19 protein-coding genes and 1 tRNA gene are annotated in these 23180 nt (G+C 64.9%); 16 read left to right on the top strand and 4 right to left on the bottom strand.

Annotation, left to right across the window (positions count from 1 at the left end):
• Positions 1-34 precede the first annotated feature (34 nt).
• The 14 genes from dxs to H4V95_RS11800 all read left to right on the top strand — a co-directional run bounded on the left by dxs (position 35) and on the right by H4V95_RS11800 (position 15492).
• The gene (gene dxs / locus H4V95_RS11865; RefSeq protein ID WP_209730711.1) at positions 35-2008 is read left to right on the top strand and encodes a 1-deoxy-D-xylulose-5-phosphate synthase; all 1974 of its coding nucleotides are present in this window, start codon (positions 35-37) and stop codon (positions 2006-2008) included.
• Between the two features lie 375 nt (positions 2009-2383).
• Positions 2384-5662, top strand: coding sequence for a ribonuclease E/G (locus H4V95_RS11860; RefSeq protein ID WP_209730708.1), 3279 nt, complete (start codon positions 2384-2386; stop codon positions 5660-5662).
• A 283-nt stretch (positions 5663-5945) separates the two neighbouring features.
• Positions 5946-6254: a 50S ribosomal protein L21 gene (gene rplU, locus H4V95_RS11855; RefSeq protein WP_019482657.1), complete on the top strand. Its 309-nt coding sequence runs from the start codon at positions 5946-5948 to the stop codon at positions 6252-6254.
• 35 nt (positions 6255-6289) lie between these two features.
• Entirely contained in the window at positions 6290-6550 is a 261-nt protein-coding gene (rpmA, locus tag H4V95_RS11850) for a 50S ribosomal protein L27 (protein WP_081743419.1), read from the top strand.
• A gap of 116 nt (positions 6551-6666) precedes the next feature.
• Positions 6667-8286, top strand: a complete 1620-nt coding sequence (obgE, locus tag H4V95_RS11845; protein WP_312884023.1) for a GTPase ObgE — start codon at positions 6667-6669, stop codon at positions 8284-8286.
• A gap of 7 nt (positions 8287-8293) precedes the next feature.
• A complete protein-coding gene (gene proB, locus H4V95_RS11840; protein WP_196866651.1) occupies positions 8294-9427 on the top strand; it encodes a glutamate 5-kinase in 1134 nt (377 codons plus the stop codon).
• 9 nt (positions 9428-9436) lie between these two features.
• Positions 9437-10720, top strand: coding sequence for a glutamate-5-semialdehyde dehydrogenase (locus H4V95_RS11835; RefSeq protein ID WP_209730707.1), 1284 nt, complete (start codon positions 9437-9439; stop codon positions 10718-10720).
• Positions 10721-10813: 93 nt separating this feature from the next.
• A complete protein-coding gene (locus H4V95_RS11830; protein ID WP_196866653.1) occupies positions 10814-11059 on the top strand; it encodes a hypothetical protein in 246 nt (81 codons plus the stop codon).
• 59 nt (positions 11060-11118) lie between these two features.
• Complete coding sequence (gene nadD / locus H4V95_RS11825; protein ID WP_312884101.1) at positions 11119-11742, top strand: nicotinate-nucleotide adenylyltransferase; 624 nt, start codon at positions 11119-11121, stop codon at positions 11740-11742.
• Positions 11743-11749: 7 nt separating this feature from the next.
• Positions 11750-12412: a hypothetical protein gene (locus tag H4V95_RS11820; protein ID WP_196866654.1), complete on the top strand. Its 663-nt coding sequence runs from the start codon at positions 11750-11752 to the stop codon at positions 12410-12412.
• Between the two features lie 31 nt (positions 12413-12443).
• Positions 12444-12905, top strand: coding sequence for a ribosome silencing factor (rsfS, locus tag H4V95_RS11815; protein WP_312884022.1), 462 nt, complete (start codon positions 12444-12446; stop codon positions 12903-12905).
• Entirely contained in the window at positions 12902-13582 is a 681-nt protein-coding gene (locus H4V95_RS11810; protein WP_196866655.1) for a histidine phosphatase family protein, read from the top strand. Before rsfS ends, H4V95_RS11810 begins: the two co-directional genes overlap by 4 nt.
• Before the next feature lie 107 nt (positions 13583-13689).
• Positions 13690-13765: transfer RNA gene (locus tag H4V95_RS11805), tRNA-Ala, on the top strand.
• Between the two features lie 296 nt (positions 13766-14061).
• A complete protein-coding gene (locus H4V95_RS11800; RefSeq protein ID WP_209730705.1) occupies positions 14062-15492 on the top strand; it encodes an IS1380 family transposase in 1431 nt (476 codons plus the stop codon).
• Positions 15493-15663: 171 nt separating this feature from the next.
• On the opposite strand, the gene H4V95_RS11795 is transcribed toward H4V95_RS11800, so the two are convergent.
• Complete coding sequence (locus H4V95_RS11795) at positions 15664-17655, bottom strand: S8 family peptidase (RefSeq protein ID WP_245345678.1); 1992 nt, start codon at positions 17653-17655, stop codon at positions 15664-15666.
• 254 nt (positions 17656-17909) lie between these two features.
• On the opposite strand from H4V95_RS11795, the gene H4V95_RS11790 reads away from it, so the two are divergent.
• Positions 17910-18380, top strand: a complete 471-nt coding sequence (locus tag H4V95_RS11790) for a hypothetical protein (RefSeq protein ID WP_196866657.1) — start codon at positions 17910-17912, stop codon at positions 18378-18380.
• Here H4V95_RS11790 and H4V95_RS11785 read toward each other — a convergent pair.
• From H4V95_RS11785 to H4V95_RS11775, 3 genes are all read right to left on the bottom strand, one after another.
• Positions 18377-19396: a DUF808 domain-containing protein gene (locus tag H4V95_RS11785; RefSeq protein ID WP_196866658.1), complete on the bottom strand. Its 1020-nt coding sequence runs from the start codon at positions 19394-19396 to the stop codon at positions 18377-18379. The two genes, H4V95_RS11790 and H4V95_RS11785, sit on opposite strands and share 4 nt — an antisense overlap.
• A gap of 959 nt (positions 19397-20355) precedes the next feature.
• Entirely contained in the window at positions 20356-20607 is a 252-nt protein-coding gene (locus H4V95_RS11780; RefSeq protein ID WP_196866659.1) for a zeta toxin family protein, read from the bottom strand.
• Positions 20598-21584: a LacI family DNA-binding transcriptional regulator gene (locus H4V95_RS11775; RefSeq protein WP_281064588.1), complete on the bottom strand. Its 987-nt coding sequence runs from the start codon at positions 21582-21584 to the stop codon at positions 20598-20600. Before H4V95_RS11775 ends, H4V95_RS11780 begins: the two co-directional genes overlap by 10 nt.
• Positions 21585-21887: 303 nt before the next feature.
• On the opposite strand from H4V95_RS11775, the gene H4V95_RS11770 reads away from it, so the two are divergent.
• The gene (locus H4V95_RS11770; protein WP_245345677.1) at positions 21888-23159 is read left to right on the top strand and encodes a M20 family metallo-hydrolase; all 1272 of its coding nucleotides are present in this window, start codon (positions 21888-21890) and stop codon (positions 23157-23159) included.
• Positions 23160-23180 lie beyond the last annotated feature (21 nt).

Below are 23180 nucleotides of genomic sequence, written 5' to 3'. Positions count from 1 at the left end.
GTCCGGCGGGATTGACCAACGCAAGGAGGCACCGATGGGACTCTTGGAAACCATCCGCCACCCCCAGGATCTCAGCCGGCTCACCGACGACCAGCTGATGCGCCTGACCGGGGAGATCCGTGACTTCCTGATCACCAACGTGTCCCGGACCGGAGGGCACCTCGGCCCCAACCTGGGAGTCGTCGAACTGACCCTCGGGATGCACCGGGTCTTCGATTCGCCGCGCGATGCGATGATCTTCGACACGGGACACCAGTCCTACGTGCACAAACTTCTCACCGGCCGCCAGGACTTCAGCACCCTCCGCCAGCAGGGCGGACTGTCCGGTTACCCGTCCCGCGCCGAATCCGAACACGACGTCGTCGAGAGCTCCCACGCGTCCTCGTCCCTGTCGTGGGCGGACGGCATCTCGCGCGCCCGGGTGCTCGCCGGTGAAGGCGACCGGTACACCGTGGTGCTGGTCGGCGACGGTGCCCTGACCGGTGGGATGGCCTGGGAGGCCATCAACAACATTGCCGCCGACAAGCGTCGCCGGGTGGTGATCGTTGTCAACGACAACGGCAGGTCCTACGCGCCGACCATCGGGGGAGTCGCCGACTACCTTGCCTCGCTGCGGCCAACCCTCGACACAGTCCGCACCCACCCCGTCTACGAGGGAACCCTCGACTGGTCGAAGCGGCGCCTCCAGAACGGCGGTCCCGTGGGCCGTTTCGCGTACAAGAGCCTGCATGCCACGAAAAAGGGCATCAAGGACTGGTGGGCACCCCAGGGGTTGTTCGAGGACCTTGGGATGAAATACGTCGGCCCGATCAACGGCCACGACCTGGCAGCCGTCGAGCACGCGCTGCACCAGGCCCGCAACTATGAGGGACCGGTGATCGTTCATGCGATGACCGAGAAGGGGTACGGCTACGCCCCGGCCCGCGCCCACGTCGACGACCAGTTCCACGCAGTGGGCATCATCGACCCCGAAACCGGTCAGCCCGTCGGTGCCGCCGGACCGCAGTCGTGGACCTCGGTTTTTGCCGACGAGATCACGGCCATCGCGGACGAGCGCAAGGACATCGTCGGGATCACCGGCGCCATGCTCATCCCCGTGGGCCTGCACAAGTTCGCGGAGAAGTACCCGGAACGGGTATTCGACGTCGGCATCGCCGAGCAGCACGCACTCACCAGCGCCGCCGGGATGGCGTTCGGCGGGTTGCACCCGGTGGTTGCGCTGTACGCAACCTTCCTGGGCCGGGGCTTCGACCAGCTCCTGATGGATGTGGCACTGCACAAGGCGGGCGTCACCGTGGTCCTGGACCGTTCGGGAGTCACCGGCCCCGACGGCGCGAGCCACCACGGGATGTGGGACATGGCCATGCTCCAGATCATTCCCGGGCTGCACCTGGCCGCCCCCCGAGACGCCACCCGGTTGCGTGAAGAGCTTCGGGAAGCGGTCGCCATCGGCGACGCCCCCAGCGTGGTCCGCTACTCCAAGGGCGCGGTGGGCGCCGAGGTACCGGCCATTGAGCGGCTCGACGACGGCGTCGAAGTGCTCCTTCGCCGCCCAGCCGGATCGAACAACAATGACGTCCTCATTGTCAGTGTCGGCGCGATGAGCGAGCTGGCCCTGGACGTCGCCAACCGGTTGGGTGCCCAGGGGATCAGTTCGACGGTCATCGATCCGCGGTGGGTCCTCCCCGTGCGCCGCTCGGTGATCGACATGGCCGCCGAGCACCGCATTGTCATCGTGATTGAGGACGGCGTCAGGGCGGGCGGCGTCGGGTCACGGATCCGGCAGGAAATGCGCGCCTGCGGTGTCGACACCGCACTGAATGAGGTAGGGCTTCCAGTGGAATTCCTCGACCACGGCACCCGCAGCGAGGTGCTCGAGCGCGTCGGACTGACCGCCCGCAAGGTGGCACAGGACGTCGTCGAACAGGTGCTGGGCACCCGGGTCCCCGTCGCACGCCCCCTCACCGGTCAGGATTCACCGGTGACCGGGCAGCTGCCCAAACTCTAAACCACCGAAAAGCTCAGTGTCAGAAACAGTCTGTGAGACAATGAACGTGGCTGGCAGGGGAACCACATTCCCCGGCCGGTCCAGTGACAGGCTTCCGGCTCTGCCGGCGACGCTTCCGCGTGCATCGTGAAAACATCCTGACGGATGGGGTGCCGGGAATCCGCTGTGCAGGCCAACCGTTGGGAAAGCAGCGGGTAAGGAAAAGCGCCACTGGTCTTCGAGTGATGCCGCACCCCACGGATGGTGCGACCTCGAAGCTCACTTAGACGACTTCCGGTAAGCGCGAGGCGCCAAGGTCCGCGAACAACCGACATACTGCCCCCGGGGGCGTCGGAATGTGGCCGACGCCGCAGGGGCGCTGGAGCAAAACACCATATGGATCATCAGCAGAACCCGACAGAGCAAAATCCGACAGACCCCGCGCAGGAACAGCTCGATGTTCCGGTGAAGAAGGCTCCAAGGACCCGCCGCAAGAAGGTGGAGCCCGCGGCCGAGACCCCGCAGGAGTCACTCACCGACCCTGCCGCCACCGACGCTGCATCCACTGAAACGGCGGCCGCCGACGTGCCAGCCGCACCGCGCCGTCGCGCCTCGCGCAGCCGCAAGGCAGCGACCAGCGATATCGTCCTCCCCGATGCACCGGCCACCCCGCCAACGGGTGCGACGACGCCGGACCCGGCAGCAGCCGATCCTGCAGGCCAGTCAGCAGCAGCTGATCCAGCCGACTCAACCGAAGCCGAGCCCAAGGCGAAGGCCCCGTCCCGGCGCCGTTCCACCCGCAAGGCTGACGCCACGAACACAGCACCCAGCGAGGACACAGCGAGCGGGGACGCCGAGGCGGCCGCGCCACCGGTGGATGCCGAGCTGACCCCGGTCAAAAAGGCCCCGCGCCGCCGGCTCACCGTGGCCCAGAAGAAGGCTGCGGCCGCGGAGGCTGCCGCTGCGGAGGGCACCCCAACCCAGGAAGCGGCGGGCCAGGGCACCTCCAACGGTGCCAGCGCGGGTACTGGTGGCGTTGCCGCCGACCAGGACGCTTCCCGCGAGGCCGTGCAGGACGCACGGGAAACCCCAGCCGCGCTCCAGGTGGCCGAAGCTTCCGAGGTCCCTCCGACCCTGTCGGCGGCCGACCCCTTTGCGATCCCCGCGTCGCTGTTTCACGCCCCCGATCTGCAGGCTGTTGCAGCCCCCGTCAGGAAGACCGCTGTCGCGGGGCCCTCCGCCGAGGACGACACCGCCGAGGACGATGAGGACGGTGACACCGAGACCGGTGGGCGCCGCCGTCGTCGCAACCGTCGCAGCCGGGGCAGGGGCCGCGCCGACCAGGACGCCGGCAGCAACGACAACGACCAGGCTGCCGATGGCGGCTCGGACAGTGACAGCGATGAGGGCGTGACCTCGCGTCGCCGCCGTCGCCGTCGCCGCGGAGACGAGGACCTCGAACTCACCGGCGGCCAGGATGACGACCCACCCAACACGGTGACCAGGGTGCGTGCACCCCGGCAGGCCCAGGAGACTGCACCCTCCAACAAGGTCACCAGCGTCAAGGGATCCACCCGGTTGGAGGCCAAAAAGCAGCGCCGGCGGGAATCCCGCGACACCGGGCGCCGTCGCCAGGTCATCACCGAGGCAGAATTCCTGGCACGCCGCGAATCGGTGGACCGGCAGATGATCGTCAGGCAGCGCGACGACAGGATCCAGATCGCCGTCCTCGAGGACGGATTGCTGGCAGAGCACTTCGTGTCCAAGACGCAGCAGGACTCCCTGATCGGCAACGTCTACCTGGGCAAGGTCCAGAACGTGCTGCCGAGCATGGAAGCAGCGTTCGTCGACATTGGCCGCGGCCGCAACGCCGTCCTGTACGCCGGCGAGGTCAACTGGGATGCCTCCCGTCTCGACGGCCAGCCCCGCCGGATCGAGCTCGCCCTGAAGTCCGGCGACACCGTTCTGGTGCAGGTGACCAAGGACCCGGTCGGCCACAAGGGTGCACGCCTGACCAGTCAGATCTCCCTGCCCGGGCGCTACCTGGTGTACGTCCCGGGCGGGTCCATGACGGGGATCTCCCGGAAGCTCCCCGACGTGGAACGCAACCGGCTCAAGCGCATCCTCAAGGATCGCCTGCCCGACAACGCCGGGGTGATCGTGCGCACCGCTGCGGAGGGTGCCAGCGAGGAAGAGCTGACCCATGACATCAACCGGCTGCGGTCGCAGTGGGAAAACATCGAAGCCAAGTCCGGCTCCACCAAGTCCCTGGCACCCGAGCTGCTGTACGGGGAACCTGACCTGACCATCAAGGTGGTCCGTGACGTCTTCAATGAGGACTTCTCCAAGCTGATCGTCTCCGGTGATGAGGCCTGGGACACCATCGAGGCCTACGTCATGTACGTGGCTCCCGACCTGGTCGGTCGTCTGGAGAAGTGGACCGGCAACGAGGACATCTTCCTCGCCAGCCGGATCGACGAACAGATCCACAAGGCCCTCGACCGGAAGGTGTTCCTCCCCTCCGGCGGCTCACTCGTGATTGACCGCACCGAGGCGATGACGGTTGTCGACGTCAACACCGGCAAGTTCACCGGCAGCGGTGGAAACCTCGAGGAGACCGTCACCAAGAACAACCTGGAGGCGGCGGAGGAAGTGGTCCGTCAGCTGCGCCTGCGCGACATTGGCGGGATTATTGTCATCGACTTCATCGACATGGTCCTGGAAGCCAACCGTGACCTGGTGCTGCGTCGGATGGTCGAGTGCCTGGGCCGCGACCGCACCAAGCACCAGGTTGCCGAGGTCACCTCGCTCGGTCTGGTCCAGATGACCCGGAAACGGATGGGGACCGGGCTGCTGGAGGTCTTCGGCGAGAACTGCGAGCACTGTGCTGGCCGCGGTGTCGTCACCCACGACGAACCGGTGGAACACAAGCGGCATGCCGTCTCGCCGGACAACCATCAGCAGCACCTGCGGCAGGAGAAGGTTTCCCGGAGCGAACGCAAGCGCAACCGGAGCCGTTCCTCCTCGCCGGCCGATGAGGAGCAGCAGGCACCCGAGGCACCTCAGAACGACGCCGAGCGGCAGGCACGGGCCGAAGCGGCCCGGGTGGCCCTGGCGAGCATCGCTGCAGCCACTCACGCCGCCCACGAGGCCGAGGGCCACCCGGCGGCCGACGAGGCCGCCGAAGTGGTGCTCACCATCAACGGTGAGACGGTGAGCCTGCCCCGCGCGGAGAGCAGCGACGCCGAGGTGCAGGAAGCACGACGCCTGACCCTCGACAGCCTCACCCAGGCGTTCGACCGCAAGCCCGCTTCGGAACAGCCAGCCAACGAACGGCCTGCCAACGAACAGGAAGCCAACGACCGGCCTGCTGCGCAAGCACCGGTGCGTGCGGCGTCGGGTGGTGCAGGATCGTCCGGTTCCAGTCAGCAGTCGGTGAGCCCTCCAGAGCCTCCTCGCAGCCCGCGCCGTAACCGTCGGCGCGCCGGGAGCCCCCAGGGGACTGCAGCGACGTCCACCATCGAACGGAAGCAGTCCGGGGAGGAAGAGGCCGCCGAGAAGCCGGTGGCACGATTCGTGGCGACCGCAGTGGCACCCCGGAAGTCCCCGGCAGCAGCGCCAGCCAAGGATGAGCCGATGATCCTTGGGGTTGGGGTTCCCGCGTCCGAGTTGTAGCGGTGGGTTGCTCCCGCACCCCTGGTCCTCCCGTGGGAGGGCAAGGGGTGGGGGAGCAGACCCTCCCGGTTCGGAGGTTCCCGCGACTCGCCCACCCCCGGGAGGATTTGCAGGAAACCGCCGCTCTGGCGTAATCTTGATCTTCGGTGCGTTCGCCTTCTAACCGGTTATCCGGGGCGTCGATGCACAGCGTCAGCGGTGGGACCAATCAGTACGGTTTACCGGTGTAAGTACGCAAACAGTAGTTTTCCAAGCATAGTTGTCGAGAGAAGTGAGTTCCCAAGTGGTGTACGCGATTGTCCGCGCAGGCGGCCGGCAAGAAAAGGTTTCCGTGGGAGACCTCGTAACCCTTGACCGCGTCACCGGTAAGGCCGGCAGCAGCTTTCAGCTGCCCGCCCTCCTCCTGGTCGACGGCGACAAGGTAACCTCAGCAGCAGATGACCTGGCCAAGGTCGCCGTCACTGCCGAGATCATTGAGAATCTTCGTGGACCGAAGATTGTCATCCAGAAGTTCAAGAACAAGACCGGCTACAAGAAGCGCCAGGGTCACCGTTCGGAACTGACCCGCGTCAAGATCACAGGCATCAAGTAACCTCTTCGTTCTTTATCAAAAGGTAGGCAAAGCAGATGGCACATAAGAAGGGTGCGAGTTCCACTCGCAACGGTCGCGATTCAAACGCCCAGTACCTTGGCGTCAAGCGGTTCGGTGGACAGGTTGTCAAGGCTGGCGAGATCATCGTCCGCCAGCGTGGCACCCACTTCCACCCCGGCGCTGGCGTTGGCCGCGGCGGAGACGACACACTGTTTGCACTGGAGGCCGGCTCAGTAGAGTTCGGTAGCCGCCGTGGACGTCGCGTCGTCAACATCGTGGGCGCAGTCGCAGAGTAGTTTCTGCGCACCAAGCATTAGGCAGTGAGGTGGGGTGAGCCGATCCGGCTCGCCCCACTTTCTTTTTAAGCCGGGATCATCTCGGCATCAATCCAAAAATTCTGAAGGAGTTCAACGTGGCAAGCTTCGTTGACCGGGTGGTTCTGCATGTGTCGGGCGGTACCGGCGGTCATGGCTGCGTTTCCGTCAAGCGTGAAAAGTTCAAGCCGCTGGGCGGGCCTGATGGCGGCAACGGCGGCGACGGCGGCAGTGTGATCCTGCGCGTCGATTCGCAGACCACCACCCTCCTGGACTACCACCACGCCCCGCACCGTCACGCCACCAATGGCGGCAACGGGATGGGCGATTGGCGCGGCGGCAAGCAGGGCGAAACCCTGATCCTCCCAATGCCTGACGGGACGGTCATCAAGACCAAGGACGGCGAAGTGCTCGCCGACCTGGTCGGGGAAGGCGCCGAATTCGTCGCTGCCTCCGGTGGCCAGGGCGGCCTCGGCAATTCCTCGCTTTCCTCCCAGAAGCGCAAGGCTCCCGGCTTCGCACTGCTCGGTATTCCCGGTGACGCCCGCGACATTGTGCTCGAACTGAAGTCGATTGCCGATATCGCGCTGGTTGGTTTCCCCTCCGCAGGCAAGTCGAGCCTCGTCGCAGCCATGTCCGCGGCCCGCCCCAAGATCGCCGACTACCCCTTCACCACCCTGGTGCCGAACCTCGGTGTCGTCGAATCCGGCGACGTCCGCTACACGATCGCCGACGTGCCCGGCCTGATCGAGGGCGCCAGCGAAGGCAAGGGCCTTGGCCACAACTTCCTGCGCCACGTCGAGCGCTGCGCCGCGCTGGTCCACGTTCTGGACTGCGCCACCCTCGAGTCGGATCGCAACCCGCTGAATGACCTGGACATCATCGAACGCGAACTCGAGAAGTACGCGGTCGACATGAGCTTCGCGGGCCCCGACGGCGACGTCGTCCCGCTGAATCAGCGCCCCAAACTGATCGCCCTGAACAAGGTCGATGTCCCCGACGGCAAGGACATGGCGTCCTTCGTCCGGCCTGAGCTCGAAGCGCGCGGCTACCGCGTGTTCGAGGTGTCGGCGTCCAGCCACGAGGGGCTTCGGCAGCTGGGCTTCGCCATGGGCGAGATTGTGACCGCCGCCCGCGCGGAGCTCAAGGCCACCCCGCCGAAGATCACCCCGCCGGTCCTCCGCCCGCGCGCCGTCAACTCCCGCGGCTTCATCATCCGGAACGAGGAGAAGAACCTCCTTCCGCTGTTCCGCGTCATCGGCGAGAAGCCCGAACGCTGGGTCAAGCAGACCGACTTCAACAATGACGAAGCCGTTGGCTACCTGGCCGACCGGCTGGCAAAGCTCGGGGTCGAGGAACAGCTGTTCAAGAGTGGCGCCAAGCCTGGCGACACGGTGGTCATCGGCGAGGACGACGGCGTCGTCTTCGACTGGGAGCCAACCATGATGGGCGGCGCCGAGCTGCTCGCATCACCGCGTGGTACCGACATCCGCCTGGCGGAGTTTGTACGGCCCACCCGCGATGAGAAGCGCGAGGACTACCAGGACCGTAAAGACGCTCGCGCCGCGGCACGGGCGGACCTGGAGACCGAGCGAAAGGCCGGGATCTGGACCGAGTCGGTCAACTACAAGACCCGCACCGGCCCGGGAGCGGATCCGGACCAGCCGCAGGTCGATGAGCCGGCGCCAGCAGCGGATGACGAAAAAGCTGGACACTGAGGTGACCATGACCGCTAAACGTCCCCTGAAAACCCGTTCGGGCCTCGCGAAGGCGAAGCGGATTGTCGTCAAGGTGGGGTCATCATCGCTGACCTCCATCTCGGGCGGGCTGTCCGAGGAAGCCCTGGTGGGCCTCTCGAACGTCCTCGCCGCCCGGCGCAACGAGGGCACCGAGGTGATCCTGGTGTCCAGCGGTGCCATCGCCGCCGGCCTGGCCCCGCTCGGGTTGAAACGCCGGCCCAACCAGCTTTCCTCCCAGCAGGCCGCCGCGAGTGTTGGTCAGGGCCTGCTGATGGCCCGGTACACGGCTGCGTTCGGTGCGCACGGTGTCACGGTCAGCCAGGTGTTGCTCACCGCCGAGGACCTGATCCGCCGCGGCAACTATGCCAACGCGCACCGGGCCATGGAAAGGCTGCTGAATTTCGGCGTCGTCCCCATCGTCAACGAAAACGACACGGTCGCCAGCCATGAGATCCGGTTTGGTGACAACGACCGGCTGGCAGCCCTGGTGGCGCACCTGGTGAAGGCTGACGCGCTGGTGCTTCTTTCCGACGTCGACTCCCTGTACGACGGGCCGCCCAAGGACGGTGCCCAGCGAATCCCCGAGGTCAAGGGCCCGCAGGACCTTGTCGGCGTTGAAATCGGACGCACCGGCAAAGCCGGGGTCGGTACCGGCGGCATGGTTACCAAAGTCGAGGCGGCGACCATCGCCGCGAGCTCCGGAATTCCGGCGCTGGTCACCTCAACCGACAACGCGGCTGCCGCGCTGGCGGGCGCCGACGTCGGCACCTGGTTCAGCACCAACGGCCGGCGCAAGCCGATCCGCCTCCTGTGGCTCGCCCACCTGGCAGACATCCGGGGCACCCTGACCCTCGACGACGGCGCCGCGAAGGCCATCGGGGAACGTCGGCGCTCCCTGCTGCCTGCCGGAATTGTCTCGGTCGGCGGAGACTTCGAAGCCGGTGACCCGGTGGCCATGCTGGACGCCCAGGGCGGCGTCGTCGCACACGGGCTGGTCAACTACAGCTCCTTCGAACTGCCCAGGATGCTGGGCCGGACGACCCGCGAGCTCTCCAAGGAACTGGGCCGCGAATATGAGCGTTCAGTGGTCCATGTCAACGACCTCGTGGTGCTTCGTTAGACTGGAGCAATGACTTCCGTGACCGAACAGCAGACAGATGTGACCTCCGCAGTGCACGCCATCGCTGACCGCTCGCGAGCGGCGGCACGGCTGATAGCCGCCGCCAACCGGGCCGCCAAGGACCAGGCGCTGCTCGCCATAGGTGAGGCTCTAGTCGCCAACCGCGCCGGGATTCTCACCGCCAACGCGTTGGACGTTGAGGCAGGGCATGCGAACGGTACGTCGAAGGCGCTCCTTGACCGGCTCAGCCTCTCCGACGAACGCATTGAGGGTCTGGCGGCAGCCCTGAGGAACCTTGCGGGACTTCCCGATCCGGTGGGCTCACTGGAGCGCGGACAGACCCTGCCGAACGGCGTCCGGATGCGTCAGGTCCACGTACCCCTCGGCGTCGTCGCCGCGATCTATGAGGCCAGGCCCAATGTCACCGTCGACATCGCCGGGCTGGCGCTCAAGAGCGGCAACGCGGTGATCCTCCGTGGTGGCAGCGCCGCCGCGCACACCAACCTTGCGTTGTTGGACATCATCCGCGGCGCGCTGGTGGCCTCGGGTCTGCCTGCCGACGCCGTCCAGAGCGTCGACGAGTACGGACGGGAGGGTGCCAACGTCCTGATGAAGGCTCGTGGCCGGGTGGACGTACTGATTCCCCGGGGTGGCCATGACCTGATCCAGACGGTTGTCACCAACTCGGCGGTGCCGGTGATTGAGACCGGCGAAGGCAACGTGCACATTTACGTCGATCGCAGCGCCGATCCCACAATGGCCGTCGACATCCTCCTCAACGCGAAAACCCATCGCCCCAGTGTCTGCAACACGGTCGAGACCCTGCTGGTGCACCGCGACGCCGTCGCCACCGGCGACGTGCTGCGCGCACTGGTGGCGGCTGGCGTGCGCATCCACGCTGACCAGCGGACCCTCGACGCGCTGCCCGACGGCGTCCAGGCTGATCTGGCTACCGACGACGACTGGGCCCGAGAGTACATGGATCTGGATCTCGCGGTGGCGACAGTGGACTCGCTGGATGACGCCATGGCACACATCCGACGGTGGACCACCGGGCACACCGAAGCGATCGTCACCAACGACCTGGGCAACGCCGAGCAGTTCATAGCAGGCATCGACTCGGCAGCCGTGATTGTCAACGCCTCCACCCGGTTCACTGATGGTGCCGAGTTGGGGCTGGGCGCCGAGGTGGGAATCTCCACCCAGAAGATGCATGCCCGCGGACCCATGGGATTGCGCGAGCTGACCACTACCAAATGGATCCTTCAGGGTGACGGCCAGGTCCGGGCCTAGGACAGCACGCCGATGCGCGTAACATGGTAGGGAACCTATCCGCCGGTTTGTGCTGATCGGCCACGTACTACTCTGATTTCAAGGGGAAAATTTATGCTTTCTCAATTTCTCGATGCCGCAGTTGTCGCTGCCGAGACCGGCGAACATGCGGTACACGTCGAACTTCCGATGGATCCTGTGCTGTACGGGATCATCATCATGGGCGCGCTCGTGGCGCTGATGTTCATCACACTGGCTTTCACCAGCCTTGGGAACCGTCACGACGCCGTTGAGGAGCACGCTGACCCGCATAAGCAGCACCCCAACAAGCATGACCACGGCGAAGCCACGCGCCGCTAGTCCGGGACGTGAATCCAGCCGGTAGGGCACACGCGGACGGCCGCCCGTGGCGACTGGGGGTGATGGGCGGTACCTTCGACCCCATCCACCATGGGCACCTCGTCGCAGCCAGCGAGGTAGCTGCAGTATTCAACCTCGACGAGGTAGTGTTCGTGCCCACCGGGCAGCCGTGGCAGAAGGCTGAGCGCGCAGTCAGTGCAGCTGAGCACCGCTACCTGATGACGGTCGTGGCGACGGCGTCCAACCCCAGCTTCACGGTGAGCCGCGTAGACATCGACCGCCCCGGTCCCACCTACACCATCGATACGTTGCGCGATCTAAGGGCTGCGAGGCCCGAGGCCGAACTGTTCTTCATCACAGGGGCCGATGCCATGGCACAGATCCTTTCCTGGAAGAACGCTGATGAATTGTGGACCCTCGCCCATTTCGTGGGCGTCACCCGACCGGGCCACGAACTCGATGGGGGAGGCAGGGACGTGAGTCTGCTGGAAGTGCCAGCCATGGCCATTTCCTCAACTGATTGCCGGCTGCGGGTGGCGGCGGGGGATCCCGTCTGGTACCTGGTGCCCGACGGTGTGGTCCAGTACATTGCCAAGCACGGTCTGTACCGGGATGAGGCAGCGGCCGGGCAGCGCGTCGAACACCCCGTCCGGAACAACGAACTGAAATCTACTACTGGGTGAGAGACCAATGATCAACGGCAACGATTCCGCGAACGAGCGGAAACGACGGGATCTGCGCGAAACGAACGTCGACGTCGACCGTCCTGTGGCCGGTCTCGGACCGGTACGCGAGGGAGGCAGGCGGGATCGCCGTCGTCGCAGTGGCGAATCCTCCATCGGGGCACAGGAGCAGGTCGCCCTGTTGGAGGCCGGGGAGGACGAGCCGTTTGCTGTCGACCCGGAAATCCTGAAGCAGCAAAAAGCGCTTGCGGATCGCGCGGCAGCACTGAACACCCGTGCGCTTTCGGCGCAGCAGCCTTCCATTGAACAAACGCAGCACGCCCTGGTGGGACTCAGCTCCGAGCCGGGCCCCAACGACCCCACGGCTGCACATAACCTGTCGATTTTCTCGTCCGGAAGCTTCATCGCCCTGCCGGTCGCTGCTTTCCGACCACCGGGTGCGACGACGCCCGATCCACTGTCAATGACGACTACGGAACCCGTGAACGCCGCCCCGGAGCAGGCGGATCCCATCGGTGCGCGCACCGCGCACGGTCTCGAACCACTCGACGCCATGACGGCGGGGCTGGCGCGGGTCAAGCGCCTGCAGCTATTGCAATATTCGATTGTCAGTCTGGGCGCCCTGGCGCTGATCACCGGGGTCATCATGATCACCGGGGTCTTCAGTTGAACCTGACGGCTGACTACACACAAGGAGATACGTGAGCGCTAACGAAACGTCCATCGCAATTGCCCGGGCGGCTGCACATGCAGCCTCGGACAAAATTGGTCAGGACATTGTGGCTATTGACGTCAGCGAACGGCTGGCGATTACCGATGTATTCCTGGTTGCCTCGGCATCCAGCGAACGCCAGGTCAATTCGATTGTCGACGGCATCGAAGAGGAACTGGCAAAGCGGGATCTCAAGCCCGTCCGCCGGGAAGGACGCAGTGAGGGTCGCTGGGTCCTGCTGGATTACCTGGATGTCGTAATTCACGTCCAGCACGAAGAGGACCGCGTCTTCTATGCGCTGGAGCGTCTGTGGGGGGACTGCCCGGTCATCGACCTGCAACTGGAGGACGCACCCGCAGCATCGACGTCGTCAGCACCTGCCCCAGCACCAGCACCAGCATTGGCCAACGACGCCGTTGCCCCTGACGCCACTGCCCCTGACGCCGGGTGAAGTTCAACGCCGCCGGATCGGTAGGTGCACGAAGGATTATTTTCTGGCGGCACGGGCGGACCGAGTGGAATGCCCGGGGCTTGTTCCAGGGGCAGGAAGACATCTCCCTCGACGAACTGGGTGAACAGCAGGCGCGGGAGGCCGCGGCTGAACTGGTGCATCTGGCACCCTCGCGGATCTATTCTTCCGACCTTGCCCGGACCGTTGCCACAGCGAATGAGCTGTCCTCGTTGACCGGCGTCGGCGTGGAGTTGGATACGCGGCTGCGGGAGACCTATGCGGGGCAGTGGCAGGGGTTGGCCTTCGCGGAGATTGCCTCACAGTTCCCGGCCGATCACGCCGCCTGGCATGGCGGGGATCCAACGATGCTTGCGGGTGGGGGAGAGAGCCGTCTCGACGTGGGACGTCGGATGGCGGAAGGTACGCTCGACGCTGTGTCGGGCCTGGGTGCCGGGCAGACCCTGGTGGTGGCGAGTCATGGCGGATCGATCCGGGCGGGGCTTGCTGCGCTGATGGGCTTACCACCGGAGCTCTGGGCGTCGCTGTCAGGAGTCTCAAACTGTCACTGGTCGGTTCTCGAGGAGCTGGATCACGGTCCGCGAGCCCGAAACAAGTGGCAGCTGACCGAGCACAATGTGGGTTTGTCTTCGATGCCGTCTACCCCGCTGGAAGGTTAGCTGCCCGCCCTGATCGGTCAGAAACCGGCCGATTTTGCAGGGGGCCGATTGTTGACTAAACTGAACAAGTTGCTTCAGCCGGTTCGGCGGGGTGACACCAAGGAATTGGGGCTATGGCGCAGCTGGTAGCGCACCTGCATGGCATGCAGGGGGTCAGGGGTTCGAATCCCCTTAGCTCCACCAAAGATCCGCTAGAACAATGGCTTGTAGTCGTTGATCCAGCGGATTTTTCTTTGCCCGATACCCCTAACCCTGCTTTGAGGTCCTTTTCGAACGGGTAGTATCCATGTCCACTTCGTAATGTGTGAGTGCAGGCGCCCCGCTGTATATTTTGGGAGGGACTTCCTGAATGGGTGCTAGCCCGAGGTTTTCATGGCGGGTCTGTGGGGCTGGCGTGTTAATCAGGGAAAGGGTGCTCTGAGCTGGGAAAATAGTGGTTGTCGAGACCGTTATTCGCCGAGCGAGGGAGCACCCTTTCGATGCAAAAGTCTATCGCTGTTTTTCCGTCCATGCCGGTCAGTTTCACCGGCCAGTCGCTGATCTCCCACGCCGGGGTTTCGGTGGTCACTGGCTTCATGGACGCCCTGGGATTCGGCAGACTCTGCGAAGACAGACTCGGACAGTTTGTCCCTTCCGGCGCGAAGCACCGGCCCGGGCGGCTGGTGGGGTCCCTCGCGGCGATGCTCACCGCGGGAGGTGAACACGCCTCGGACCTGGACATCCTGCGTTCCTCACCCGGGGTCTTCGGCCAACTGCCCTCGAACGCGACCGTCTCTAGGTTCTTCGAACGCACCGTGGTGAACCCCGAGCTGTTCAGCTACGGATTCGAGACCCTCACCAGGGAGCTGCGCACCCGGGCCTGGAACGCCGCCGGGAACCGGAACCCGGCACTGACCGCGACGGCCGCGGATCCGCTGATCATCGACCTCGACGCGACCCTGGTGACCTCACACTCCGATAAGGAAAACGTCGCCGGGACCTACAAGGGCGGCTACGGATTCGCACCGTTCATCGCCAGCGTCGACTACGGGACCGGTAAGGGTTCCGGGGAAATCCTCGCGGCCGTGCTGCGGCCAGGGAGCGCCGGAGCGAACAGCGCCGAGGACCACATCCGCGTCTTCCACACCGCCGCAGCCCAACTCCCCGACAGCTTCTACGACGAAACCGGGGCACTGGCCGGGGAAAAAGTCCTGGTCCGCACCGACAGCGCCGGGGCCTCACGGAAATTCCTGTGGCACCTGCACAGCCTCGGCGTGCAGTTCACCACCAGTTACACCCTGCCGTTCGGCAAAGCCCACATGGTCGACTGGATCAGCGACAAGGAGTATTGGCAGCCGGCCCTGGACCAGTCCGGAAACGACCGGACCGACGCGTGGGTCATCAACGCCACCGACGTCATCCCCCTCACCGATTACCCGCCTGGCACGAAACTGTTCCTGCGCGCCGAGCCGCTCCACCCCGGGGCGCAGCCGACCCTGCTCGATGTTGACGGGCACCGGATCACTGCGTTCCTGACCAACTCACCGCGCTGGCACGGACCGTTCCTGGACGCCAGACACCGCGCCCGCGGCCGCTGCGAGAACCGGATCAAAACCCTGAAAAACACTGGCCTGGGCAAACTGCCATTCTTCGACTTCGCCGCGAACCAGGCCTGGGCCAACATCGCAGCGCTGGCCTTCAATCTCGTCTCCTGGCTCCAGCTCGCCGCCCTCCCGGACGGCCACCGGGCCAAAGCCTGGGACATCAAACGCTGGCGCTACCGGCTCTTCGCCACCGCAGGGAAAATCATCACCCGCGCCCGCCGCCATCAACTCCTGCTCCCCGAATCAGCCCCGGAAAAAGACCTCATGAAACTCCTCCTGGAAAACACCGCCCGCCTCGCCAAAGGCCTCGTCCCTTCCACCGGCTGACCAACGCCACTCATCTCGTCCCAACCAACAGCACGATCACCGGAAGTGGAACCGGCGCCAAACCCAGGCGAACCAACGGGCCCCATCAGCTTGCCCGGAAACAGAAAACAACTGCGAAGCGACCGCGGCCACGAATCCGCGCAAGTCACCGGGCATCATGAAAAATCAAGGCTAGAACTTCTTCGAGTACCGGAACATGAACGCGGCCATCGCGTCTCGGTTTACCGGGGTCAGCGCCCGGTAGGTCTTGGTTCCGTTATTCTCGGTCCAGCCGGTACTAATTCCGGTGGAGGCCAGCCATGCCATCTCTTTGTAGAACTGCTGGGTCGCGGAAACGTCGGCGAATGGTGACTGAGCCGGCGGAGCGAAGGCGGGGCTCCCGGCCATCCGGTACATGAACGCAGCCATTGCATCCCGGTTCACGGGCGTCAGGGCGCGGTAGGTTTTGGTGCCGTTATTCTCGGTCCAGCCGGAGCTGATGCCGGTTGAGGCAAGCCAGGACATTTCCGTGTAGAACTGCTGGTTCGTGGAGAAATCGGCGAACGGTGACTTGGCCGGGGGAGTGTAAGCCGGGCTGTTCGCCATCCGGTACATGAACGCTGCCATCGCATCCCGGTTGACGGAGGTCAGCGGCCGGTAGGTTTTCGAGCCGTCCTTCTCCGTCCAACCGGTGGAGATCCGCTCGGTCGCCATCCATGACATTTCCTTATGGAACTGAGTGCCGGAGGGAACATCCTTGAAGGTTCCTGGCGAGAATGGGGTTGCGACGGACTTCACGGCCGCCGTGGCATCCACAAGCCCCGTCCCGCAGCCGCCGAAGCAGTTGCCCGGCAACGGCCGGACCGTCTTCTTGAGGTTCTCTTCGATCTGCGCCGGGGTCAGGGCCTTGTTGGCGGAGAGCATGAGCGCAGCTGCACCGGCCACATGGGGTGTGGCCATGGAGGTGCCCTGCAGATAGCTGTAGCCCTGGGTACCCGGCCGGTAGTAGCCCTGGTTGAACGTGGCCAGGATGCCGCCTTCGATGCCGCGACTCATGTCCCCGCCGGGTGCGCTGACATCAACTTCGGGCCCATAGCTCGAATAGGGTGCCTGGTCACCGTTGCGATTTGTCGCTCCGACTGTGACGACGTTCTGGCAATCCGCAGGGGAGGTGTTGGCGACTGGCCGGGCGGAGTTGCCGGCGGCAGCAATGACGACGGCGCCGCGGCTGACTGCGAAGTTAATTGCATCCTGGTAGGTCCGCCCGCAGGACGCATCGGTGCCCAGGCTCAGGTTGATCACCTTGGCGGGGGTCGCGTTGTTTGGGATCCCGGCGATCGTGCCGCCCGCCGCCCAGACGATGCCCGGGGCGATGTCGGAGGTCCAGCCACCGCAGATGCCCATCACGCGGATGTGTTGCACCTTTGCCTTGTAGGCGACCCCGGCAATGCCAGTGGTGTTGTTGCCTGCGGCGGCGACGGTTCCGGCAACGTGGGTGCCATGCCAAGACGAGGTGTTGCTGCCGCAGGCATCACCGGTGTCGCTGGGATCTGAGTCGCGCCCGCCGCCGTCGCCGCTGACAGCAGGGTCGGCGATGAAATCCCAGCCAGGAACAGTGTTGGCTGCCAGATCGGTGTGCAAAGTGCTGCCGGTGTCGATGACCGCGACGGTGACGCCAGCTCCGGTTGAGGAGTTCCAGGCGTCTTGGACGCGCATTCCACCTTTGGCCTCATGTAGGTTCCACTGCAGCGGGTACATCTGGTCGTTCGGAACCGCCGCTGGGGTGGCGAACTGGTCGACCTCGGCGTACTCCACGTCGGGGCGCGCTTCGAGAGTCGCAAGGACGTCCTCGACTTGCTTCTCAGTGAGGTCCTTGTCCGCTTCGAGTACGACGGCCCCATCGCCGGTGGTCCGCAGCTCCTCGACGGCGGACCCCAGAACTTCTGTGCTGTCGTAGGCCATCTCACGAGCGGCCGCGCTGGTCTGGGCCCGATCGGTGAATTTCACAATGAACCGGTCGGGCCGGTCCGTTACGGTCGAGGGCGGCAGCTCGATGGCCGGCATCCGGAAAAGCGGATCTTCAGGATCTGCCGCAGCGGGGGCGGCGCCCAGCGACCCGAGCAGCAAGGCCGCGATGGACAGAGATGTCACAGACTTCAGCAGGTAACGGAAAGCAACGGTCATTGGTGTTCCTTGAGGCAAAGCCGCAGCGACACCAGGTAACCCCGTCAGCCACTCCAACGTGAGAGATGAATGCTCGCAGGGGTGAGGAAGACGACGATGGCTCCCCACATCGAACTGTATCGGCACGAGACGGCGATTGGTAGGGTCTGGCCGGCCGGGTAAGGGGAGTGTTACCGTGGGGAAGTGCCCGGAACGCTCATCTTTCTGAAAGCCACAGCGCCACTTTTTGTCTCGATCAGATGTGACGACGATGCATGACTAGTCACCTGCAGAAGTCAATGGCCGATCCGGCGTCGCCAGTCTTTGGCGCGGCGTCTGTTGTCGCCATGGGTGGGCTAACGCTTGTCGACCCCACCAAGCTGGACGATCGGGACCGCCGCACGATGCGTGTGGCATCAGCGGTTGTGTCGGGCCTTTACGCAGGCGTCACGATCGGCGGCAAGCAGCTACCTCTGAGGGTCCTGGCCGGCCTCGCCGCAGGTGTTGCCACGCTTCGCTTGGCTACCGTCAGCGAGTCAATCGACTTACGACTGGAGAGGAAACTTCGCCAGTTTGGAGTTCAGCACCCGCGACCATGGATGGCCGTGGGTACGGCAGTGTTCATCTTCGCCGGATATCTCGCGGACCGTGCCGCAGCCAAGCACGAACGCCGTCTTGAAGAGCACGCCGAACCGGAGAGCGACGTCGTCGTCGATCATCCCGATGGGACAGCCACCCTGACTTAGGAGGCCGGCTCCGAGTCGTGTTTCGGCCGGTGGCCGGCGATTGCGGCGCGCAGGTCTCCTTCTTCGTGACCACCCTTGTTCTTGCCGAACGGCAGCGCTTTGATCAGCGGGTGCACGATGGCCATCACCATGAGGCCCCAGATGAGTCCGAGGACCGCTGAGCACAGGGTGTTCACCAGCCAAGCCAGGAAACCGCCGACGACGGCGATGCCGGCGAAGGGTGCCTCGAGGACGTGCACCAGGTCGTAGGGGGCGTGCCAGCCGAGATCGTAGGCACCCTGCAACATGATGTGACCACCAACCCACAGCATGGCGACGGTCCCGATCAGGGTGATCGTGGCAAGCACCGACGGCATGCCTTTGACGAGCATCTCGCCGAAACGCTTGGACCCTTCGGAGTCCTTGGTGGTCAGGTGCAGGCCAATGTCGTCCATCTTGACGATCAGCGCGACCGCTCCGTACACGATGACGGTGATGGCGATCGCGACGACCACCAGGATGATCGCTCGGGCCCAGATCGATTCATCGGCCACCTCGTTCATGGAGATCACCATGATCTCGCACGACAGGATGAAGTCAGTGGTGATGGCCCCTTTGGTGACCTTCGCCTCCGCCTCGGGACCTCGGTCGACAGCAGGAGCCTTCTCGACCGCGTGCTGGCCGCGAAGCTTGTGCCAGACCTTCTCCGCGCCTTCGTAGCAAAGGTAAGTGCCGCCAGCCATGAGGATGAACGGGATAATCCAAGGGATGAAGGCGCTGATGAGCAGCAGCGCGGGGAGGATGATCAACAGCTTGTTCCGCAGGGAGCCCCAGAAGATTCGCTTGATCATCGGCAGCTCGCGGGACGGATCGGCCCCGGACATGTACTGCGGGGTCACGGCAGCGTCGTCGATCACTACGCCCGCGGCTTTTGCCCCCGCTTTGGCGGCGCCGGCCGCGACATCATCCACTGAGGCAGCTGCAATGCGGGCCAGAGCCGCGACATCATCCAGCAGCGCGACAAGACCGCCGCTCACAGATTGCCCTCACGCTGGGTTGTGGGGGAAGGCAGCGGGCGGGAGCCATAAATGAGGCTGGTGATCGGCATTCACCGATTATATGACCTTGCGACCCAATCGATGACTACCCGACAGTTATAGTCATCAGTTTTACGACCCCTATTGTGGCGCGGCTTGAATTGGCGGCGGAGCAAAAGACCCCAACAGGTGTTACACGATTCTCCAGCGAATTCGGATGAGCTCCAGGGCGCCGAGACCCCGGACGAGTAGGTCGACCAGGCCACCCCGCTAAAGCCTAGGTTTTTCGCTTGATACAGTGCGGTGTCGGCCCGGGGGACTCTGGGCCAAGACGACTCCGTGGGCCAGCATCAGCACCATCATCAGGAGAGGCCCGGGAACGGCAGAGAGCGCCAGCGGAGCCGCACTCCATCGTTGGCGTGTTCCGACCGCCGTGACCGGGCGACAATGACACGGTAGCCCGATGGCCAGCCTGGGGCGGTGAAAATGGCGAAGATCCATCAACCGGAGTTGGGGGTGACGGCCTAGGTTCCCGGAAGGTCGACCCAGACGGCTCTCGACGAATCCTACTGCGGCCGCGGGGAGCGATGGGCGGAGGAGGGTTCGGATTGCGGGTTCCCCCTGTCCGTCCATATCCTGTCATTGTCCTCAGACAGGCGGGGCCCGGATCACCCTGCGCGGGTGATCCGGTACTGGAAGCGGAGAGGGACAGTGTGGGTAGGAGGCGCCAGCAACGGATCGAGTCATTATGAACGCGTGACCAGGTGAGGAACTCGTCGGCGAGCCAGGTTTCCCAGCTATCAGTATGCCTATCCCACCCGACCGGTGAGCTGGTTTCGACGCGGTGGGACGCTTAGCACCGGAACGGTCAATCCCTGTCGCCGTTTGCGGTGGGCTTCACCGTCACTCTGGGCGCAATTGTCGCGGTCGGTCTGATGCTGTCGCTGGTGGCGATGTCGTCAGGGGCATTCACCGTCTTTGCTGCGCTGGTCATCGCGCTGGCCCTCCTTGCGGTGGTGGAAGTGGTCCAGGCTTACCCGCACCACACTCTGGCCCTGACGTCGAAGGTACTCCGCCAGCGCATCGGCAAACGTGGTCTTGCCCGCACCGTCCACCCCATCGATCCCCACCAGGGTTCGCCGGGGGCCAGCCGACGGCGTAATGGCTGCGGCGATCCTGGAAAACGCTGTCGCGGTGGGGCCTACTCCCACCGTTCAACCGTGGTCGCGCGGGGGATAAGCACTGGTTTCAGGAGCACCGATTCGGTCTCCTCACCGTTGATCCGCCGTTGCAGCGCGGCGAAGCTGAGTTGCCCCATCTCGGTGAGCGCCGAGCGGACAGAGGTCAATGGAACCGGCAGGTTGGCGGCCAGATCGACGTCGTTGTAGCCCACCAACGCCACATCCTCGCGGAGTTGTTTCCCGACGGCGCGAATGGCACCCATGGCGCCGACAGCTGTCAGGTCGTCCACGGCGAAGATTGCCGACGGCGGGTGCGGAAGGCTCATGAGTTGGTCGCCGGCGAGCCGCCCCGCCCGGGCCCCGAAACCGGAGTTCACCACGTAGTGGTCATTGATCGGGTACCCGGCAGCCTCGAAAGCGGTCCGGAAGCCCTGGGTCCGTTGCAAGCCGGTGCTCGCCAGCAGGTCACCGGCGATCACTCCCACCCGTTGGTGCCCCAGCGACAGCAGATGTTCGGCTGCCAGACGGCCGCCGAGTTGATCGTCGGTGGTCACCGACAAATGGCCCTCGAGTTTACGCATCACCAGGACGTACGGCACGCCGCGCTGCTGCAACTCGAAGGCAGCGGTGTCTCCGATGTGTGAGTCGCCGATGATCACGCCGTCGAGCCGGCGGGAGAGCAGGGCATCCAGCCGGCTGCGTCGACGAGCCGGATCGTCAAGAGTGTTGGAGACGACGGTGGTGTACCCGGCAGTGCCTGCAGCGGCGTCAATGCTTTCGTAGATGGTGGCCAGGACCAGGTCGGTCAGGCGGGGTACCAGCACCCCGATGAGGCGAGAATTTCCGGTGCGGAGTGCTGCTGCCCCGACATCCCGGTGGTATCCGAGCATCGCTGCCAACTCCCGGACCCGGCGGACGGTGTCTGTTCCCACCCCGGAGGGATCCTCGCTCAGGGCGCGCGAAACGGTTGATACGTGCACCTGGGCATGCCGGGCAACGGTCGCCAGCGTTACCGGTCTTTGGCGCTGTGCGCCCGTTGGATCAGAAATAGCCCTGCCCCTTCCATTCCTTCAGCGAAGTCTACGGCCCCCCGCACCGTCATGCCTGCAATGGTTTGCGTGAATTGTCCTCGGCGATAGGCGCGAAGAGTGAAGGGTGAAGAGTTAATTCCCGCGAAACCTTGACGAAACGTGGCATCGGTAGTGTGATGTAGACCATATTCGCACGAGCGTTATTCATATGGGATTCAATGCAATCGTTTGCGCTGAAATTTCGCATACCGCCCGACGACCTCGACGGAAGGCCCCATTTTGCACACTCCAAGCCACGCGATCGAGGCAGCCGAGCGGTTAGGAGCCGGGATCACCGAACTCTCCGACTACCGTGAGGCCTCCCGCCCGGGATGGACCCGGGATGTGTTCAGCGAGGCCTACCGTGAGTCCCGGCAGTGGACAGGCCAGCGCATGAAAGACGCCGGACTCGAGGTGCACACCGATGGTGCCGGCAACATCGTGGGGCGGCTTCCCGGAACCAACCCCAACGCGCCCGCGCTAGTCACCGGATCCCACACGGACACGGTCGACGGTGGCGGTCGCTTTGACGGGATCGTCGGAGTGCTCGGGGCGCTCGACGCGGTTCGCCAACTGCGGGAAAGTGGCACCTCCCTGACCCGGGACCTCCTGGTGGTCGACTTCTTTGGTGAGGAATCCAACCCCTACGGGCTCAGCTGCCTCGGCAGCCGCGCCGCCGCCGGCGAGCTGACCGCCCAGGATCTGGACCGCACCGATTACCGGGGAGTGACCCTCGGTGAAAGCTATTCAGACTTCGGTCTCGACCCGGCCGCCACCCTCAACTCCCACTGGGCCCGCAGCACCGGGTTGCACGCTTTCCTCGAACTGCACATTGAGCAGGGCCCCACCCTCGAGCAGCGTGGACTTCCCCTCGGGATCGTTACCGGCATCGCGGGAATCCAGCGGCTCCTCGCGGTCTTCACTGGTTCACCTGACCACGCCGGGACAAGGCCGATGACCGACCGGGCCGACGCCATGGTTGCCGCCGCCGAGGCGGTCCTCGCCGTGAGGAGGGAAGGATGCGGTGCACCCACCCATGGCGTGGCAACCACCACCCGACTCGAATCCGAGTCCCGCTCGCCCAACGTGGTTCCGTCGCTGGTCAGGATGACCAGCGAGGTGCGGAGCGTCGACGCGGACTGGCTTTCCGGCGTCAAGGGCCGGCTCGCCCACGAAATTCTGGACCAGGCCAGCCAGCACGGTGTCGACGTCGACTTCACCTGGTCGACCGACAACGAGGTGGTCCAGACCCACCCGGGTGTCCACGACACCGCAGCGCGGGTTGCCGACACGCTGGGTGTCCCCTGGATGCCGGTCCCGAGCGGTGCCACGCACGACGCCGTCCACATGGCGACCCTCGCGCCGATGGGCATGATTTTTATCCCCTCCAAGGCCGGCAAGAGCCACTGTCCCGAGGAATGGACAGACTTCACCGATGTCGCGACCGGCGTTACCGCCCTCACCCAAACACTGATCGCCCTCGACCAGACAACCCTTTCCCATCATGTCTAGACCTTCCCCGTCAATGATCCG

This window comes from Arthrobacter sp. CAN_C5 (assembly GCF_017875735.1).
Taxonomy (GTDB): domain Bacteria; phylum Actinomycetota; class Actinomycetes; order Actinomycetales; family Micrococcaceae; genus Arthrobacter_D.
Note: the sequence above shows the minus strand (reverse complement) of the source record. Positions and strands in the feature narration are given on the sequence as shown.